This is a genomic window from Streptomyces sp. NPDC002130 (assembly GCF_040296465.1).
Taxonomy (GTDB): Bacteria; Actinomycetota; Actinomycetes; order Streptomycetales; family Streptomycetaceae; genus Streptomyces.
The window spans coordinates 46827-65446 of record NZ_JBEOXI010000002.1; the positions used below are offsets into that span (position 1 = coordinate 46827).

General features: G+C 72.1%; 17 protein-coding genes. 9 read left to right on the plus strand and 8 right to left on the minus strand.

From position 1 onward, the window contains the following. Window positions 1-51: 51 nt before the first annotated feature. Both murC and msrB read left to right on the plus strand, forming a co-directional pair. The gene (gene murC, locus ABT116_RS00680) at window positions 52-1443 is read left to right on the plus strand and encodes a UDP-N-acetylmuramate--L-alanine ligase (protein WP_351625803.1); all 1392 of its coding nucleotides are present in this window, start codon (window positions 52-54) and stop codon (window positions 1441-1443) included. Between the two features lie 14 nt (window positions 1444-1457). Beyond that, a complete protein-coding gene (gene msrB, locus ABT116_RS00685) occupies window positions 1458-1865 on the plus strand; it encodes a peptide-methionine (R)-S-oxide reductase MsrB (protein ID WP_184556212.1) in 408 nt (135 codons plus the stop codon). An 8-nt stretch (window positions 1866-1873) separates the two neighbouring features. On the opposite strand, the gene ABT116_RS00690 is transcribed toward msrB, so the two are convergent. Further along, window positions 1874-4783, minus strand: a complete 2910-nt coding sequence (locus ABT116_RS00690; RefSeq protein WP_351625806.1) for an ABC transporter substrate-binding protein — start codon at window positions 4781-4783, stop codon at window positions 1874-1876. A 360-nt stretch (window positions 4784-5143) separates the two neighbouring features. On the opposite strand from ABT116_RS00690, the gene ABT116_RS00695 reads away from it, so the two are divergent. Then, window positions 5144-6085 carry a Dyp-type peroxidase gene (locus tag ABT116_RS00695; protein ID WP_351625809.1) on the plus strand — a complete coding sequence of 314 codons (942 nt, stop codon included), beginning with the start codon at window positions 5144-5146 and terminating at the stop codon, window positions 6083-6085. Between the two features lie 15 nt (window positions 6086-6100). Here ABT116_RS00695 and ABT116_RS00700 read toward each other — a convergent pair whose 3' ends face one another. From ABT116_RS00700 to ABT116_RS00710, 3 genes are read right to left on the minus strand one after another with little or no spacing between them, the layout of a single operon-like run. Beyond that, the gene (locus tag ABT116_RS00700; RefSeq protein ID WP_351625811.1) at window positions 6101-6838 is read right to left on the minus strand and encodes an FAD:protein FMN transferase; all 738 of its coding nucleotides are present in this window, start codon (window positions 6836-6838) and stop codon (window positions 6101-6103) included. Window positions 6839-6841: 3 nt separating this feature from the next. Then, window positions 6842-7255 (minus strand): FMN-binding protein, encoded by a 414-nt coding sequence (locus tag ABT116_RS00705; protein WP_351625814.1) that lies wholly within the window; start codon window positions 7253-7255, stop codon window positions 6842-6844. A 13-nt stretch (window positions 7256-7268) separates the two neighbouring features. Further along, entirely contained in the window at window positions 7269-8567 is a 1299-nt protein-coding gene (locus tag ABT116_RS00710; RefSeq protein WP_351625898.1) for a ferredoxin reductase family protein, read from the minus strand. 194 nt (window positions 8568-8761) lie between these two features. Between ABT116_RS00710 and ABT116_RS00715 the strand changes: the two genes are divergently transcribed. The 6 genes from ABT116_RS00715 to ABT116_RS00740 all read left to right on the plus strand — a co-directional run bounded on the left by ABT116_RS00715 (window position 8762) and on the right by ABT116_RS00740 (window position 14526). Further along, window positions 8762-9460, plus strand: coding sequence for a response regulator transcription factor (locus tag ABT116_RS00715; RefSeq protein WP_351625817.1), 699 nt, complete (start codon window positions 8762-8764; stop codon window positions 9458-9460). Continuing rightward, window positions 9457-10914 (plus strand): sensor histidine kinase, encoded by a 1458-nt coding sequence (locus ABT116_RS00720; protein WP_351625820.1) that lies wholly within the window; start codon window positions 9457-9459, stop codon window positions 10912-10914. The genes ABT116_RS00715 and ABT116_RS00720 overlap by 4 nt, the downstream gene beginning before the upstream one ends. Before the next feature lie 80 nt (window positions 10915-10994). Beyond that, the gene (locus tag ABT116_RS00725; protein ID WP_351625900.1) at window positions 10995-12119 is read left to right on the plus strand and encodes an ABC transporter ATP-binding protein; all 1125 of its coding nucleotides are present in this window, start codon (window positions 10995-10997) and stop codon (window positions 12117-12119) included. Further along, a complete protein-coding gene (locus ABT116_RS00730) occupies window positions 12116-12835 on the plus strand; it encodes an ABC transporter permease (protein ID WP_351625823.1) in 720 nt (239 codons plus the stop codon). Before ABT116_RS00725 ends, ABT116_RS00730 begins: the two co-directional genes overlap by 4 nt. Then, complete coding sequence (locus ABT116_RS00735) at window positions 12832-13497, plus strand: ABC transporter permease (protein ID WP_351625826.1); 666 nt, start codon at window positions 12832-12834, stop codon at window positions 13495-13497. Before ABT116_RS00730 ends, ABT116_RS00735 begins: the two co-directional genes overlap by 4 nt. A gap of 72 nt (window positions 13498-13569) precedes the next feature. Beyond that, a complete protein-coding gene (locus ABT116_RS00740) occupies window positions 13570-14526 on the plus strand; it encodes an ABC transporter substrate-binding protein (protein ID WP_351625828.1) in 957 nt (318 codons plus the stop codon). A 66-nt stretch (window positions 14527-14592) separates the two neighbouring features. On the opposite strand, the gene ABT116_RS00745 is transcribed toward ABT116_RS00740, so the two are convergent. The 4 genes from ABT116_RS00745 to ABT116_RS00760 are packed head-to-tail and all read right to left on the minus strand — an operon-like array spanning window position 14593 to window position 18484. Then, window positions 14593-15177 (minus strand): GTP-binding protein, encoded by a 585-nt coding sequence (locus ABT116_RS00745; protein WP_351625831.1) that lies wholly within the window; start codon window positions 15175-15177, stop codon window positions 14593-14595. Beyond that, a complete protein-coding gene (locus tag ABT116_RS00750; protein WP_351625834.1) occupies window positions 15164-15523 on the minus strand; it encodes a DUF742 domain-containing protein in 360 nt (119 codons plus the stop codon). Before ABT116_RS00750 ends, ABT116_RS00745 begins: the two co-directional genes overlap by 14 nt. 1 nt (window position 15524) lies before the next feature. After that, window positions 15525-15956, minus strand: a complete 432-nt coding sequence (locus ABT116_RS00755; protein WP_020271575.1) for a roadblock/LC7 domain-containing protein — start codon at window positions 15954-15956, stop codon at window positions 15525-15527. Between the two features lie 14 nt (window positions 15957-15970). Further along, window positions 15971-18484 carry a sensor histidine kinase gene (locus ABT116_RS00760; protein ID WP_351625843.1) on the minus strand — a complete coding sequence of 838 codons (2514 nt, stop codon included), beginning with the start codon at window positions 18482-18484 and terminating at the stop codon, window positions 15971-15973. Window positions 18485-18620 lie beyond the last annotated feature (136 nt).

Below are 18620 nucleotides of genomic sequence, written 5' to 3' on the forward strand. Positions count from 1 at the left end.
CGCAATAGGCTTGGCCCCGCCAACCCTCGCCACCCGAACTTGGAGACACGCATGGCAGCCGGCCTTCCTCCCGCCATGGACCGACCGCACTTCATCGGGATCGGTGGGGCCGGGATGTCGGGGATCGCGAAGATCCTCGCCCAGCGCGGGGCCGTGGTCGCGGGCAGCGACGCCAAGGAGTCGGCGACGGCCGAGGCGCTGCGGGCCCTGGGCGCGACCGTGCACATCGGGCACGCCGCGGAGCATCTCGCCGACGACGCCAGCTGTGTGGTCGTGTCGTCGGCGATCCGGCAGGACAACCCCGAGCTGGCCCGGGCCGCCGAGCTCGGCATCCCCGTCGTGCACCGGTCCGACGCGCTCGCGGCGCTGATGGACGGGCTGCGGCCGATCGCCGTCGCCGGTACGCACGGCAAGACGACCACGACGTCGATGCTGGCCGTGTCGCTGAGCGAGCTGGGCCTCAAGCCCTCCTACGCGATCGGCGGAGACCTGGACGCCCCCGGCTCCAACGCGCTGCACGGCGAGGGCGAGATCTTCGTCGCCGAGGCGGACGAGTCGGACCGCAGCTTCCACAAGTACGCGCCCGAGGTCGCGATCGTCCTCAACGTCGAACTCGACCACCACGCCAATTACGCGTCGATGGACGAGATCTACGAGTCGTTCGAGACGTTCGTGGACCGGATCACCGAGGACGGCACGCTGGTGATCGCCGCCGACCACGAGGGCGCGCGGGAGCTGACCCGCCTCGTCGCCGGGCGCGGTGTGCGTGTGGTGACCTACGGCGAGTCCGAGGACGCCGGCGTGCGCATCCTGTCGGTCGTGCCGCAGGGGCTGAAGAGCGAGGTCACCGTGGTGCTGGAGGGCGAGGAGCTGACCTTCACGGTCTCCGTCCCCGGCCGGCACTACGCGCACAACGCGGTCGCCGCGCTGGCGGCCGGCGCGGCCCTCGGTATCCCGGCGGCCGAGCTGGCCCCGGCGATCGCCGCGTACACGGGCGTGAAGCGGCGCCTGCAGCTGAAGGGCGAGGCCGCGGGCGTGCAGGTCATCGACTCCTACGCGCACCACCCCACCGAGATGACCGCCGACCTGGAGGCCATGCGCGCCGCGGCCGGTGACGCCCGGATCCTGGTCGTCTTCCAGCCCCACCTCTTCTCGCGGACGCAGGAGCTCGGCAAGGAGATGGGCCAGTCCCTCGCCCTCGCGGACGCCTCCGTCGTGCTGGACATCTACCCGGCCCGCGAGGACCCGATCCCGGGCGTGACGAGCGAGCTGATCATCGAGGCGGCCCGGGCCGCGGGCGCGGACGTGACGCCGGTGCACGACAAGGCGGACGTCCCGTCGGTCGTGGCGGGAATGGCGAAGCCGGGTGATCTCGTTCTCACCATGGGAGCGGGCGACGTCACCGACCTCGGCCCGCAGATCCTGGACCGTCTGTCGAACTGAGGGGCTGGAAGCTCATGGCGTACGACGTCGAGAAGCCGGACGAGCAGTGGCGCGCGGAGCTGAGCCCGGGCGAGTACGCGGTCCTGCGGAAGGCGGCCACCGAGCCCGCCTTCACCGGTGAGTACACCGACACCAAGACCCGGGGCGTCTACTCCTGCCGTGCCTGCGGCGCGGACCTGTTCACCTCGGAGACCAAGTTCGAGTCCCACTGCGGCTGGCCGTCCTTCTTCGACCCCAAGGACACCGACGCGGTGGAGCTGATCGAGGACCGCTCGCACGGCATGGTGCGCACCGAGGTGCGGTGTGCCCGGTGCGGCTCCCACCTCGGGCATGTGTTCGCGGGCGAGGGGTATCCGACGCCCACGGACCAGCGGTACTGCATCAACTCGATCGCGCTGCGGCTGGCCCCCGAGCAGGGCTGAGGCGGCGCTCAGCGGATCCGGCACTCCTGCTGGGTGAGGCGCTTGGTGTCCCCCGCGGTGCGCTTGCACAGCACCCGGGGTTTCGAGGTGCCGTCCTTGACACGGCTGACCTCCTTCAGGACGATGCTGTGCCCGGTGCGGTCGCCGTAGAGCGGGGCGCCGGTGAAGTCGATGGTGCCGGTGGCCATGCCCTCGATCTTGACGCTGCGCAGGTTCACCCAGGTCGAGGCGCGGCTCTGCGGCCGGTCGTCGCGGGTGGCCGCCCAGAACAGGGCGCGGGTCGCGTCATGGGCGAGGGCGGTCTGGCCGCTGGCCAGGGCGGGGCTGTCGTAGCGCAGGCGGCGACCCTGCACCCCCGGCAGGTGCTTGGTGGCGTCCAGGTAGAAGCCCGTCTTGACGGCGGCCGTCTCCAGCTCCGCGAGGGCCGCGTGGTACAGCGTGACCTTCGGCGCGACGGACTGGCCGCCGTCGGCGAAGTCGGCCTTGGACAGGTCGTCGCCGGTGAGGATGGCCAGGGGCTTCCCGGCGCAGCCCGGTTCGGTGCCCAGCTGGGTCATCAGGGGGTCGATGTCCTCCACCCGGCCCGCGAAGTAGATGACGGAGGGGACCCGGCTGCCCCGGCAGATCTCCTGTGCGTGCGAGCGGAGTTCGGGCTTGCCGCCGGTCAGGGTGTAGCGGCGCTGAGGGAGCGGGGTGAAGCCCACTCTTCGCAGCATCCCCTGGCCGTAGCGCGCCTGTTCGTCGGTGTAGAGGTCGTCGGTCTTCGCCGTGTCGCGGGCCAGGACGAGGGCGTACTGTCGCCGGTCCGGGGTGCGCAACTGGGCGGCGATCAGACCGAGTTGCCGGGTCTGCCACTCGTCCGTGGCGGCCAGGCTGAACCAGTTGGCGAACTCGCGGGGCAGATAGGTCGCGGAGTTCGTGCCGGAGACGACCGGCAGGCCGGCTTCCATCAGGGTGCGCGTCGTCGCCCTGCTCGACTTCAGGTCGCGGCCGGTGCCGACGACTCCCACCACGGTCGGGTCGTGGGCGGCGTACGCGGCGATCGCCTCCGCCATCTCCTCCTGGTGGCCCAGGTCGACGCCGCCGTTGGCGATCAGGACCCGCAGCTTCACGCTGGAGTTCTCGTTGATGACGGCCTGCGCCAGATACACGCCCGCCAGTTCCTCGGCGCCCTTCACGAGGGAGGAGCCGGCCGAGGCGTCGGCGCTGAGCGGCCCGGCGTAGACGACGGTGACGTACTTGCCGGTGTGCCGGGCGAGAACGCCGTCGTTCTGACGGGCGATGCGGTTCTCCAGGTCGGCCACCGTCCAGGGCGTCTCGTCGTCGGCCGTGAGCGCCTTGACGTCGCCGCCGGGCTCGGGTGCGGGCAGCCAGTCGGCGAAGCGGACCTCGTCCGTCGCTATGCCGATGCACTCCGTGCTGCCGTCGGGCGCCGCCGCGCGCCGGGTGTCCCGGTTGGCGGTCAGCACGGACGCCGAGCAGTACCGGTCGTGCAGGGCGTCGGCCCGCATCACGGTGACCGCGGTGAGCAGGGCGACGACCAGGACCAGGGTGTGCAGGGCCCACACCAGCCGGGCGAGCGTCGGCCGGGAGGAGGCCCGCAGATGGTGGCGGCCCTCCTCGAGCGGGCCCAGCTGGTCGTGCGGCAGCGGGATCTTCATCACCCACGGCAGGACGGACCGCTCCCGGCTGGGTGACTGCTCGGCGCGCAGGTTGCGGCCCCACTCCTGGTACCAGGTGCGCAGCCGGACGCCGAACGTCGGCGGCGCCGCGTCCGGGGCGGGTGGTGCCTGGACGACACTGCGCTCCAGGCGCGGCACGTCGTGCGTGCGCACCGCGGCCACCACGAGCAGCGGGTCGAGCTCGCTGCGCCGGCTGCGGACGTCACTGATGGCCCGGATCAGCTCGATGCCGCCGTTGCGGTCGTCCGCGTGCGGCAGGAACAGCATCGGCGGACGCGGCCGTTTGAAGCCGCGCAGGTCCCAGCTCCAGCGGCGGTGGTTGTCCCGCAGGTCCTCGCGCAGCGCCAGCACGCACAGCTGGAGGTGGAAGTCGCCGCCCGCCGTGAGCGCCTCGGCCACGTCGTAGGCCCGGGCCGCGATCGCCTTCCAGGAGCGGACCGGCCGCAGCAGCGACACCTCGGTGGACTCCTCCTGGTCCGCCGCCCTCAGGAACGTCGTCGTCATGAACCAGCGGCTCTCCCGGCGCAGCCACAGGAAGATCGGGGCCCGGCCCGGCAGGACGTAGTTGAGGACGGTCAGCAGCAGCAGGAAGACGAGGCCGGCGCCGACCGCGACGTACCACTCGCTGCGGGCGAGGAGCGCGGCGAGAACGGTCACGAGGCTCGCCGGGAGGATGTGCGCCATGTCGAACAGCGGCAGGCCGGAACGCCAGCGGGCGGTGTTCTTCGGCCGCCAGCGCTGCTGCGCCAGCTCGTTGAGGAGTCGCTGCCGCTGGTCCTGCCCGGCCTCGGGGCTGCCCGCGGCGGGCGCGGGCCAGCTGTCGCCGAGGGCCGCGACCGCGTCGTCGATGGCGTGCACCAGCCGCAGCCGCGGGAACGCGTAGCGCCGGTAGAGCGCCTTCGGGCCGCCCCACCTGCGCGGATCGCTGAGCGCCCGCACCAGGGCGGCGGCCCGGCGCACCTCCGTGGTGCCCTCGTAGGAGTCCTGGACCACCGCGCAGCGGGTGCCGTGCGCCTCCTGGCCCGCGTGCAGCTGCCGGACCAGCCCGGCCACCGCGTCGTCGTCCCGGTCCTCCTGCGCGTGCACGACGAACACCGGCATCGGCGGTTCGGTGCTCCTGCGGAAGTCCTGGATCAGGATCTCGAGCTGGTTCTGGAGGTGGCGCCCGGCGTCGCTCTCCGGCATGCCGTCGTGGCCCCCAGCGCAGTCCGGCGGCGTGCGATGGTCCTTCACCATGGGCAACCCCCCGTTAACCTTCGGTGACCTATGAGATTAACCGCTGCCGATGGGGCGCGAGTGGGTGACGAAGGAACTTCAGGAACGTTTCGGCTCCTCGGTGGCGCCGGGCCCCTGAATGGACGATCACCAACCGGACGGCCCCGCGGGACGTGCTGTCGGACGCTCGGTACGCCGGCGCGGTGCCGCTCGGGCCGTGGGACGTCGAGGTGCTGCGGGCGGAGTGGACCCGGCAACCGCCCATCCCGCCGGGGGAGTTCCGGCCGCCTGTTCGCTGGGCATCGTGTCAGGGGCGTGGGCCGTGCCGTCCCGGAGGGGGAGCGGGCGGGCCGTGCCGTCCGGGCGAAGGGATGGGAAGCCATGACGTCACCGCTGCCCTCGGGCGAGACGCTGCCGCAGCCGGTGCTGAACCCGCCGGCGTCGGTCGCGGTGTTCCTGGTCGCGACGATCGAACCCGGCGGGGAAGGCGCCGTACGGGAGGTGCTGGGTTCGCTCGCGGGCCTGGTGCGCTCGGTGGGCTTCCCCAGCCCCGACGGCGGCCTCGGCTGCGTCGCCGGGGTCGGATCCCGGGCGTGGGGACGGCTGTTCGGCGGTCCGCGGCCCGCCGAACTGCACCCGTTCCGCGAACTGGCCGGACCCCGGCACCACGCGCCGTCCACCCCGGGCGACCTGTTCTTCCACATCAGGGCCGCCCGCACCGACCTGTGCTTCGCGCTGGCCGCCGAGCTGGTGCGGCGGCTGCGCGGCGCGGTCGCCGTGCGGGACGAGACGCAGGCCTTCTCCTACTTCGACTCGCGCAACCTGCTGGGCTTCGTCGACGGCACCGAGAACCCGGTCGGGCAGGCCGCGGCGGACGCGGCACTGGTCGGCGAGGAGGATCCCGGCTTCCGGGGCGGCAGTTACGCGCTGGTGCAGAAGTACCTGCACGACGTGGACGCCTGGGACGCCCTCGCCGTCGAGGCCCAGGAGAAGGTGATCGGCCGCACCAAGCTCACCAACCTGGAACTCGACGCGCCCGGTTCGCACAAGGACGTCAACACCGTGCTCGGCCCGGACGGCGCGGAGCTGAGGATCCTGCGGTCGGCGATGCCGTTCGGCAGGCCCGGGCACGGGGAGTTCGGCACGTACTTCGTGGCCTACGCGGCCACGCCAGGCATACCCGAGACGATGCTGCGCAAGATGTTCCTGGGCGGGCCGGGCTCCGGCCCCGACCCGCTGCTGGACTACTCGCGTGCCGTCACCGGCAGCCTGTTCTTCGTGCCGCCGGCGGGCTTCCTGGAGGACCTGCCCGGCAGCGGCTGACCGGCGCCACCCGGCTCACGCCGCCGCGGCCCCGTCCGTCCCCGCCGCCGGAAATCCGGCACTGCGCAGCACCCGCCGGTCCGCGTCCACCGCGAACACCTCGCACCTCTCGCGGGCGGCCGCCCACCCGACGCCCTCCCTGCCGAGCGCGAAGGCCGCCGTCGCGACCGTGTCCGCCTCGGTCAGGGTCGGGGCCACCACGGTCAGGCTGATCAGGCCGGTCGCGGGGCGGCCGGTGCGGCCGTCGAGGATGTGGTCGCCGCGTTCGTAGCGGGCGGAGGTCGCCACGGCCCGGTCCGTGACGTCCAGGACCGTGCAGAGCCGGTCGGCGTGTTCGGGGTGGCGCACGCCGACGCGCCAGGGGCCGCCGGAGGCGATCACGTCGCCGCCGGCGTTGAGGCAGAAGCGGCGCGCACCCGCTGCCGACAGCAGCTCCGCCCCCCGCTGCACCGACCAGCCCTTCACCACGGCGCAGGGGTCCAGGCCGCGGCCGGGCAGGCGCACGTCGAAGGCGCCCCCGGTGGCGATCCGGTACTCCTCGCACAGGTCCAGGACCTCGCGCAGCTCCGGGCCGGGCTCGCGCACCTCGCCCCGGTCCAGCCGTGACACCTCGCTGTCCGGGCGGAACGGGCTGAAGCGCGCGTCGACCTCGCGCAGCCAGGCGAACAGGCCGTCCACCGCTGCCTCGGGGACGTTCTCGTCGTCGATCCGTACCGACACCGGGAACCCCATGACGTGCTCGACGCGCCGCATCCCTCAGCCCCTCGCGTCGATGGCGGCCTGGAGCGACTCCTTGTAGCCGTCGCTGGTGATCGTCGCGCCCGACACCGTGTCGATGTCGGCGCTCTGCGCCTGGAGCGTCTCCTCGATCAGCTGAGGAACCGCCGCCGTGGTCTGCGGGTGGTCCGGCTGCCGGAGCATGCGCACCGAGGCGATCCTGTCGCCGTCGAAGGTGACCTCGACCCGCACCGGGCCCTTCTCGGTGTCGACGAGGGACCCCGACACGACGGTGGTCGTGGTGCCGCCCGACGAGGAGGCCGAGGGGGTGGACGCCGGAGCCGCCGCCTCCGCCGGGGCCGACGACGAACCGGTGTCCTGCGAGGGCGCGTAGCGCCAGAGAGGGATCAGGCCCGCGACACTGAGGACGAGGACGGGCAGGGCTCGCTTCACGAATCTCTCCTCGTCATCCGGCCAGGCTGAAGCGTTCGAAGTGGACCTGGGGCTTCGGCACACCCAGCTCGCGCAGGCTGCCGAGCACCGCGTTCATCATCGGCGGCGGGCCGCACAGGTAGACGTCCCGCTGCGCGAGGTCCGGCACCAGCCGGGCCAGCTCCGGCGGAGCCAGCCGGTCGGGCACGGGCGGGCCGGTCACCAGGTGCAGCTCGGCGCCCCTGGCGAGGGCGAGGTCGCGCAGTTCGTCGTAGAGGACGGCGTCCCGGTCCGTGGCCACCCGGTAGATCACGACCGCGTGGCCGTGCAGTTCCTCCAGCAGGGCCCGGATCGGCGTGACACCGACGCCACCGGCGATGAGCACGGCGTCGGGGCGGGTGCGGTGCAGGGTGGTGAAGGCACCGTAGGGGCCCTCGGCGAACACGCGCGTGCCGACCTTCAGATGCCGCAGGGCAGCGCTGCCGGCACCGGCCCGCTTGACGGTCAGGCGCAGCGTACGGCCGTCCGGGGCGGCCGACAGGGAGAACGGGTTCGCCTGCCACCAGCGGTCCTTGGTCAGGAACCGCCACAGGAAGAACTGCCCCGCCCGGGCGGGCAGCCGGTCCAGGTCGCGGCCCGTGACGTAGACCGAGACGACGTGGTCGTTCTCCGGGACGACGGCCGTCACCCGGAGCCGGTGGCGGAGGTTGCGCCACAGCGGCAGCACCAGCCGGCCGGCGAACACCGCGGCGAGGGCCGCGCCCCACAGGGCGTACCAGTACGCCGTCGCGACCGCCGACGAGGCGAACGTCGTCCCCGCCGCGACCTGGTGCGTGAACGCCAGCACCACCGCCACGTAGGTGTACAGGTGGATGAAGTGCCAGGTCTCGTACGCCAGCCGGCGCCGGGCGTACCGGGCCGAGACCGCGCCGACCACCAGGATGATCGCCAGCGCGACGATCGCCCGCAGCACGCCCTCGACCGTCTCGGCGAGGTCCACCAGCTGGTTCACCGGGTCCAGGGACGAGGCCCGCGCGTAACCGAAGACGATGAACACCGCGTGCGCCGGCAGCAGCCACAGCAGCGAGAAGCCCGTCCAGCGGTGCCAGGACGTCAGCCGGTCCATGCCGATCCGCCGGTCGAACCACGGCAGCCGGGCCACCAGCAGCAGCTGGAACGCCATCAGCAGCGCCGCGTACAGACCGGTCAGCCGGCCCAGCACGATCAGCGCGTTCGAGGCGAAACCGGCCTGCGCGAAGAACACGGCCACCACGACCGCGTTCGCCAGCAGCACCGCGGACAGGCCGGTGCGGCCCACCACTGAGGGCCGCATGCCCGGGCGGGTCGCCGCAGGACGTTGATGGAGGGTCGTCACGATCGGCAGCTCCTTGATCGGCTCCTGGTACACCGAGCTTGGCGCGGGGGAGCTGTCGGGAAGCTGTCGCCCGACTTTCAAGTGGTTATCGATCCGGCGGCGGGAGGGCGGGCGGCTATGGCGGTGCGGGACGCGTGCAGCACTATGAGCGCGTGGAGAAAGTACGACTTCTCGTCGTCGACGACGACCCGCCCATCGCCGACCTCGTCGCGACCGTCGCCCGCTACGAGGGCTGGGACGCGGTCACGGCGTACACCGGCGAGGACGCACTGCGGCGGGCCGCCGAGTTCCACCCGGACATCGTCGTGCTCGATCTGATGCTGCCCGGCGTGGACGGCTTCGGCGTCCTGGACCGGCTGCGCGCCTCCGGCACGATGGTGCCGGTGGTGTTCCTCACCGCCCGCGACGGCGTCGCCGACCGGGTCGCCGGCCTGACCCGGGGCGGCGACGACTACCTGGTCAAGCCGTTCGCCGTGGAGGAGCTGATGGCCCGGCTGCGGACCGTGCTGCGGCGCAGCGCCGGGCCCGCCTTCCAGCGGTCCGTGCTCCGGGTCGGCGACCTGACGATGGACGAGGACACCCGCGAGGTCCGGCGCGGCGCGAGGCTGCTGTCGCTGACCCCGACCGAGTACGAGGTGCTGCGCTACCTCATGCGCAAGTCGCCGACCGTGCTCACCAAGGCGCAGATCCTCGACCACGTGTGGGAGTACGGCTTCGGCGGCCGCTCCAACGTCGTCGAGCTGGTCGTCAGCCGGCTGCGCCGCAAGCTCGACGAGACCGACGACGGCGCCTCGCCGCTCATCCACACCGTGCGCGGGTTCGGGTACGTGCTGCGGCAGGCCGCCGAGTGATCGCCCGGCTGCGGCGGACCTACCGCAGGATGCGGCTGGGCACCCGGCTGGCCCTGGGCCTCGGCGCCCTGTCCCTGGTGGTGTTCGCCGTCGTCGGCACGGCCCTGACCACGTACATGCGGGACTATCTGTCGGCCCAGCTCGACACCCAGCTCGCGCAGGCCCAGATCGCCCAGTCCAAGAGCATCGCGGACTACGGCACCCTCTCGGGCAAGAAGTACTACAGCTGGTTCTACGCCGTGTACGACGTGTCGGACGGCAGGACCGAGCTGCGCAGGCCCGAGGATCCGGCCGACCTGCCGAAGGACGTCGACGACTTCACCTCCCTCGCCCGGGCCCAGACCGCCGCGCACAAGGAGATCCTGCGCACCGAGCACCTCAAGGGCGCGGGCTCCTACCGGCTGCGCGCCTGCCAGGTCGAGCCCGGGGTGGTCCTGGTCAGCGCCGCACCCATGGAGGACATCGAGGACACGGTCGGGCAGCTGATCACGATCCAGGTCGTCACCTTCGCCCTCGCCCTGCTCGCGCTGGTCGTATTCGGCCGCCGGATGCTGCGCCGCGGTCTGAAACCGCTCAGCGACATGGCGTCCACCGCGCACGGCATCGCCTCGCACGACCTGACCGAGTCGGCGGCCCGGCTCCCGCTGCGCGCCGACGGCCGGGACGGCGGCCCCGAGGTGGATGAACTGCGCACTGCCTTCAACACGATGCTGGAGCACATCGACGACTCCCTCGCCGTGCGCGCCGAGGCCGAGCAGCGGCTGCGCCGCTTCGTCGCCGACGCCTCGCACGAGCTGCGCACCCCGCTGATGTCGGTGCGCGGTTACGCCGACCTCTTCCAGTACGCCGCCGCCAACGCCCCCGAGGAACGCGACCGGCACCTGGCCCGGTTGCGCGCCGAGGCCGCCCGCATGGGCTTCCTCCTGGACGACCTGCTGCTGCTCGCCCGGCTGGACGCGGCGGAGGTGGAGACACCGCTGCGCCTTGAGCACGCCGACCTGGTGGAGTTGGTGGGGCAGGCCGCGGACGCCTTCCGCGCCGGTCGCCCGGACCATCCGCTGACCGTCCTGGCGGGTCCGGGCCCGGTGTCGCTGCCGATGGACCCGCTGCGCATCCGGCAGGTCGTCGACAACCTGCTGACCAACGCCGCCGTGCACACCCCCGCCGGGACGAAGGTGTCGGTGGAGGTCGCCCTCGTGCCCGGCGCGGCCGAGGTGCGGGTCGCCGACACCGGTCCGGGCATCCCGCCCGGCGACCGCGCCCGTGTCTTCGACCGCTTCTACCGCGTCGACAAGGCCCGCAGCCGCGACCGCGGCGGCAGCGGCCTGGGCCTCGCGGTCGCCCAGTCCCTGGTCGGCGCCCACGGCGGCCGCATCGAGCTGAACAGCGCACCGGGGGCGACGGTGTTCACCGTGCGCCTGCCCTTGAGGAACGTACGCCCTGCGGACCGGTGAAAGGCGCCCTCTAGACTCGTCCGGAAACAGCCCGTACGACCATGGCCAACGCTTCCGCCAACCCGAAGGGCTCCGGCGCCTTGATACGGATCGAATCAGTCACCAAGCGCTATCCGGACGGCACGGTGGCTGTCGACCGGCTCTCCCTGGAGATACCCGACCGCTCGATCACCGTCCTCGTCGGACCCTCGGGCTGCGGCAAGACCACCACCCTGCGGATGATCAACCGGATGGTCGAACCGAGCGAGGGAACCATCCTCCTCGACGGCGAGGACATCCAGCGCCGGCCCGTCACCACCCTGCGCCGCTCCATGGGTTACGTCATCCAGAACGCCGGCCTCTTCCAGCACCGCACGATCCTCGACAACATCGCCACGGTGCCGCGCGTGCTCGGCTGGGGCAAGCAGAAGGCCCGGGCCCGGGCGGCGGAGCTGATGGAACGCGTGGGCCTCGACTCCACGCTCGCCAAGCGCTACCCGTACCAGCTGTCCGGCGGCCAGCAGCAGCGCGTCGGCGTGGCCCGGGCGCTCGCCGCCGACCCGCCCGTGCTGCTCATGGACGAGCCGTTCTCGGCGGTCGACCCGGTCGTGCGCAAGGGCCTCCAGGACGAACTGCTCCGCATCCAGGACGAGTTGGGCAAGACCATCGTCTTCGTCACCCATGACATCGACGAGGCGATCAAACTCGGCACGATGGTCGCCGTGATGCGCGAGGGCGGTCACCTCGCTCAGTACGCGCCCCCCGCCGAGCTGCTGTCCCACCCCGCCGACGCCTTCGTCGAGGACTTCCTCGGGGCCGACCGCGGCATCCGGCGGCTGTCGTTCTTCCCCTCCGCCGAACTCCCGCTGACCACCGGCCCGGTGATCCCGGTGGACGCCACCGCCGAGCGGATCGCCGCCGCCGACGCCCCCTGGCTCCTGGTCACCGACGCCGAGGGGAAGCCCCTCGGCTGGGCCGAACCGGCAGACCTGACGGCCGGCGACATCGACCCCGGCCGGCTCCTGCCGCACGGACGGCCGTTCGTCCCCGGCACCGACTCGCTTCGGGCCGCCCTCGACTGCGCCGTGCTCTCCCCGGCCGGCTGGGCCGTCGCCGTGGACGACACCGGCCGGGTGACCGGCGTGGTCTCGCAGGCGGCCATCGGCGAGGCGATCCGCAGCGCCCACGCCGCAGGCCACGCCGACGTGGCCGAGGTCGCCTCGTGAACGGCTTCTTCGACGGTTTCTTCGACATCCCGAGCGACCTCCAGCACAGCTACGCCGGCCTGATCGGACTCCATCTGCGCGAGGCCCTGCTGCCCGTCCTGGCCGGGCTGCTGCTCGCGCTGCCGCTCGCCCAGCTCTGCGTCCGCTTCCGCTGGCTGTACCCCCCGGTGCTCGGCGCCACCACCATCCTCTACGCCGTCCCGTCGCTGGCCTTCTTCGTCGTCCTCATCGACTACACCGGCCAGACCGAGCTGACCGTGATGATCCCGCTGGCCGTGTACAGCCTCGTGGTACTCGTCCCGGCCATCGTCGACGGGGTGCGGTCCGTGCCCCAGGAGACCCTGGCCGCGGCCACCGCCATGGGCTTCGGCCCCGTACGCCGCTATCTCCAGGTGCAGTTGCCGATCGCCGTGCCCGCCATCATCGCCGGGCTCCGGGTCGCCACCGTCTCCAGCATCTCCCTGGTCAGCGTCGGCACCCTCATCGGCAACCAGGGCGCGCTCGGCAACCTGCTCGCCGACGCGCAGAAGTACGACCGCCCCGAACTGGCCGTGAACTCCGTTGTCACCACGGCCGTCCTGGCCATCCTGTGCGACGCCCTGCTGGTGCTGCTGCGCGTCGCGCTGACCCCGTGGATGCCGAGCGGCACCCGCAGGCGCCCGAAGACCAGAGTGCGGCAGCAGCCCCTGCCCGCCCCCCAGGACGTGACCCGGTGAACGTACTGAACTTCGTCAACGCCTTCTTCAGCGACAGCGCCCACTGGCACGGCTACGACGGCATCCCGCAACGCCTCCTGGAACACGTCCAGTACTCACTGCTCGCCCTGGCCTTCGCCGCCGCCATAGGCCTGCCCGTCGGGCTGCTGACCGGGCACACCGGGCGGGGCGGCAACGCCCTCGCCTTCATCGCCACCGCGGCCCGCGCACTGCCCAGTTTCGGCCTGCTGGTGCTCATCGTCATCGTGATGGGCTTCGGCCTGCTGCCCGTGATGATCCCCCTGGTCATCCTCGCGGTTCCACCGATCCTGGTGACCACCTACGAGGCGGTGCGCACCGTCGACCCGTCCCCGGTGGACGCCGCCCGGGGCATGGGCATGCACGAGTCGCGGATCCTGTTCCAGGTCGAACTGCCGGTCGCGCTGCCCCTGATCCTGAGCGGTCTGCGCTCGGCGGCCATCCAGATCGTGTCGACGGCCACCATCGCCGCCTACGTCAGCCTGGGCGGCCTCGGCCGGTACATCGTCGACGGGCTCTACCAGCGCGACTACGAGAAGGTCGTCGGCGGCGCCACACTGGTGGCCGTCCTGGCCCTCGTCACGCTGGCGCTGTTCTGGGTGGCGGGCCGGGTGGCCGTGTCGCCGGGAGTCCGCCGACGTTGACGGCCGGGTCTGTGACAAACCGTGACCAGGAGGCTCTTGACTGATCACAAAGCGGCTGGATTGGATCGGTGGATGACTTTCACCGCGAAGAGCAGCAGGTCCAGGACGAGGCACACCAGCGCGGCGGCCGTCGCGCTCACCGCTGTTGCGGCGCTGCTCGCGGGCTGTTCGTCCGGCGACTCCGGCGACAACCCCCTCGCGGGCGAGAAGGCGAAGGCCGGCACCGTCGTCGTCGGCTCCAACAACTTCGCCGAGAGCACCCTGCTCGCCGACATCTACGGCGAGGCCCTCAAGGCCAAGGGCATCGAGGTCACCTACAAGCACAACATCGGCAGCCGTGAGACGACGTACGGGCTGATGAAGAACGGCTCCGTCACCGTGCTGCCGGAGTACAACGGCTCGCTGCTGGCCTACCTGGACCCCAAGGCCGAGCAGAAGTCCGCCGACGCGGTGAACGAGGCGGTCAAGGCCAAGCTGGACAAGAGGCTGACGCTGCTTCGGTCGTCACCGGCCGAGGACAAGGACTCGGTCACCGTCAACGCCGAGACGGCCGAGAAGTACAAGCTCACCTCCTCCTCCACCCTCGCGGACCTCAAGGACGCCGCCCCGGACCTGGTGATCGGCGGTTCGCCCGAGTTCCAGACCCGGCAACAGGGCCTGAAGGGCCTGAAGTCGGTGTACGGCCTGGAGTTCAAGTCCTTCAAGGCGCTCGACGCGGGAGGCCCGCTGACCCAGGCGGCACTGGCCAAGAACACCATCCAGGCCGCGGACATCTTCACCACGGACCCGACCATCGTGAAGGAGAAGTTCGTCGTCCTGAAGGACCCGGAGAACCTCTTCGGGTTCGCCAACGTCACCCCGCTGGTCAACAAGAGCGGCCTCGACCAGAAGGGCGTCGACGCGCTCGACGCCGTCTCCGCCAAGCTGGACACCAAGACGCTCCTGGAACTGGACGCGCAGGTGCAGCTCGAGAAGAAGGACCCGCTGGACGTGGCGACGGCGTGGCTGAAGTCGGCGGGCCTGAACTGACGGCCTGACGGCAACCGGCCCGGACGACCGCAACCGCCCGGGCCGGCTCGCCGGCCTCAGCCGCCCCTACGCCTGCACCGCCGACGCGATCAACTGGTCGATCAGGGCGATCAGCACGTCCCGGCACGACTCCCGGTCCCGGGCGTCGCACAGCAGCACCCGGACGTGATCCGGCACCGCCAGCGCCTCCCTGATGTCCTCGGGCGGATACGGGTGTTCGCCGTGGAAGCCGTTGACACCGACGACGAACGGAATGCCCCGGCGCTCGAAGAAGTCGATCGCGGCGAAGCTGGACTCGGGCCGGCGCACGTCGACCAGGACCACCGCCCCGAGCGCGCCGAGCGCCAGGTCGTTCCACATGAACCAGAACCGCTGCTGCCCCGGCGTACCGAACAGGTACAGCACCAGTTCCCGGCTGAGGGTGATCCGGCCGAAGTCCAGGGCCACGGTGGTGGCCCGCTTCTCCTCGATGCCGTCGAGGTCGTCGATGCCCAGACCGGCCATGGTCAGGGGTTCCTCGGTGCGCAGCGGGACGATCTCGCTGACCGACCCGACCATGGTGGTCTTGCCGACGCCGAAGCCCCCGGCGATGAGGATCTTGACCGTGTCGGGTGCCGAAGACGCGTCAGTGGCAAGGTCAGAGCCGGCCAAGGCCGTCCCTCACTTTCTGCAGCAGGTCCAGGTCCGGGGAGGTACGGGAGACGAGGCGCGGCGGACGGACGGTGATCCGGCCCGCCTCCAGCAGGTCGCACAGCATGATGACGACCACGCTCACCGGCAGATCGAGCCGGGCGGCCAGCTCCGCCACGGCGACCGGCTCGGCGCACAGCCGCAGGATCCGGGTGTGCTCGGGCTGGCACCGGACCGCCGTGGCGGGCGGCTGATCGACCGCCGTGACCGTCGAGATGAGCGTGAAGTCGGCGCGGCTGGGACGGGTCCGCCCACCGGTCAGAGCGAACGGCCTGACCAGCCGGCCCGCCGGATCACCTACGTCCACTTCACACGCCGGGATCGACGACGGGGCCGGCCATGCCCCGAGGTGCCGCGCTGAGGTGCTCGCCGATCTTCTTCACCAGCATGTTCATCTGATAGGCCACCACCCCGACGTCCGCGCCCGGCCCGGTCAGCACGACCAGATGCGCGCCGGGGCCGGCGGAGGTCAGGATCAGATAGCTGTTGGCCATCTCGATGAGCGCCTGGCGCACCGGACCGCCCCGGAAGTCCATGCTGACGCCCTTGCTGAGGCTCATCAGCCCGGACGCGGTCGCCGCGAGCCGCTCGGCGTCGTCGCGCAGGAATCCGGTGGACTTGCTGACCACCAGGCCGTCCTCGGAGAGCACCACGGCCTGGTTCACGTCGGCGACCCGCTCCACGAGTCCGGTCAGCAGCTGGTCGAGCTGGGTGTGCGTGGCGGGGATGGGGCGTGTCATTGCGGTGTCCTTCGTCAGCGGTCGGCGGGCGGAGTCGGGGCGACGGGATCGGCGGCGGTCTGCCGGGGCACCACGGCCGTCTCGTCGGGGTGGGGCGGCTCGGTGTCGTCGTCACGGGCCCGGAGCGTGCCGCGCTGGAAGCCGGCCAGGGAGGACGCGGCGGCCTCCGCGGTGAAGTCGTCGGGGGAGCCGTCGTCGACGGGTGCGGCTTCCTCGCGCAGCTCCTCCACCAGGCTGGTCTGCGGCACCCTGCGGGGCAGCGGGGCGAGACCGTCCCGGCGGGGGACGACCTCGCGTTCGGCGGACGGGGCGGCGGAGGCGGTGCGGGCCGTGACGAGGGGTCTGAGCTCGCGAACGGACCCGGCGGCGCTTCCGGTTCCCCCCGACCCCCCGGCGCCCTGGGGCGCCCCGCTCGGCTCGGCGTCCCTCGCATCCCGTCCGTCCACCGCCACCAGCCCGTCCACCGCCACCAGCGCGTCCTCCTGGGCGTCGCCGTCCTTCGCGCCGCCGCCCGCTCCGCTCGGGCCGGCCGGGGCCGCGAGTCCGTTCGGACCGGTTCCCGCCCCGGCGGCCCGCGGCTGCGGCGCCGCGCCGCCCGCCGGCTCCCGGACCACGATCTCGTGCGGGATCAGCACGATCGCCGTGGTCCCGCCGTACGGCGACGAGCGCAGGGTGACGGCGATGCCGTGCCGGTGCGCCAGCTGGGCGATCACGAACATGCCGAGGCGCAGGTCGTCGGCGAGCGCCACCACGTCGAACTGCGGGGGCACCGCCAGCTGTTCGTTGAAGGACGCGTAGTCCTCCTCCGACATGCCGAGGCCCCGGTCCTCGACCTCGACGGCCAGGCCCTTGGCCACCATCCCCGCCCGCACCGTGACGGAACTCGGGGCGGGGGAGTACGCGGTCGCGTTGTCGATGAGCTCGGCCAGCAGATGGATGACGTCGGCGACCGCGGGCGGCGCGACGCACACCTCCTCCTCGGTGAGCACCTCCACCCGCTGGTACTCGGCGACCTCCCCGACCGCGCTGCGCAGGATGTCCATCAGCGCCACCGGCTCGCTCCAGCTGCGGCCGGGCCGTTCGCCGCTGACGATGACCAGGTTCTCCTCGTAGCGGCGCAACTGGCTGGCCGTGGAGTCCAGTTCGTACAGGCCCTTGAGGATGTCGGGGTCGGTGTGCTCGCGCTCCAGCGTGTCGAGCTTGCTCAGCTGGAGGTTGACCAGGTTCTGGCTCTGCCGGGCGATGCCCAGGATGATCTTCTGGAAGCCGCGCCGGGTGTCGGCGAGTTCGACGGCGGTGTGCACGGCGGTGCGCTGGGCGGTGTTGAACGCCCGGGCCACCTGGCCGAGTTCGTCGTGTCCGTAGTCCAGGGGGGTGGTCGCCGACTCCGGGTCGACCGTCTCGCCCCGCTCCAGCCGCGCCACCACGTCGGGCAGCCGCTCCTGTGCGAGGCTGACGGCGGCCCGGCGCAGGCCGCGCAGCCGCCGGGACAGCGAGCGGGTGATCCGCCACGACATGCCGACGCACAGCAGCAGCGCGAGCAGCCCGCCGGCGCTCAGCAGGGCCGCCTTGAGCAGCAGGGCGTCCGCCTTGTCGGCGCTGCGCTGCAGCAGGCTCGCCGTCTGCTGCTGGATGAGGGCCGTGTACTGATCGGACAGCTTGTCCATGGCGGCGGACCACTGCTTCTGCGCGTCCGGCAGGGCGATCCGGTCGGCGCTGCCGTCGGCGTTGCGCGAGGCCAGCACCCGGTCCTCGACGGACTGCAGCGTCTGCCAGTCCCGGCTCGCCAGGATCCGCTCGGTCTGCTCCTTGGCGCTGCCCGTCAGCTGCGGCACGACCTGGTCCTGGACCAGCCAGCGCCGGGTGTTCACCAGTTCCGTGAACTGCGTCCACGTCTTGTCGTCCAGGTGCCCAGTCGGCCAGGCCAGCGTCAGCTGAGCGTCCTCCTGGGAGACCAGCTCCGCCGCGTGCTCGAGACCGATCAGCGGGCCGGCCTGCGAGGTGAGGTCACCGTCGTCGACCTGGGACAGCTCCTGGAAGGCGTGGATCTGGTCGTCGATGATCGACGAGTACTGGTCCAGCGCCTGCTGCGGCGTGATGTCGGTGGGGTTGTCCACCTGGTCCCGGTAGTACTCCAGGCTGCCCACCGAGCCCAGCACCGAGTACAGCCGGTCGGATATGCGCGCGGGTGCCTTCTCGATCGCGTCCGCCTGCCCGACCAGCTTGGCCACCGCCTTGTCGGTCTCCTCGCGCTGGGCGTCGAGGGCCGCCCGGGAGCCCTTCGCGGAGGCCAGCCAGGCGGCCGACAGGCTGCGCTCCCGCTGCAGTGCGAGCGTCGCGTCGGTGCCCATGGCGCCGGTCGACCGGCTGAGCTCCGTCTGGTCGCGCAGCCTGAGGCCCTCCGAGAACATCTGGATCGTCGTCACGCCCCACATCGCGGCGAGGGTGACGCTGGGCACGAGGGCCAGGAGCACCAGGGAGAGGCGTATGGAACCGAGGCGGCGCCGGGCACCTGTCCGTCGAGACATCGTCGTCCTAGGGCGATCAGCGGGGGGTGAGGAACGGGGAGGAGGGGAAGCGGCCGGGGGGTGTGGGGGACGGGCGAGGGGTGGGTGCCGTCCCGGGCACGGCACATGGGATGCGCAGGATGTTATCCGTACAAGT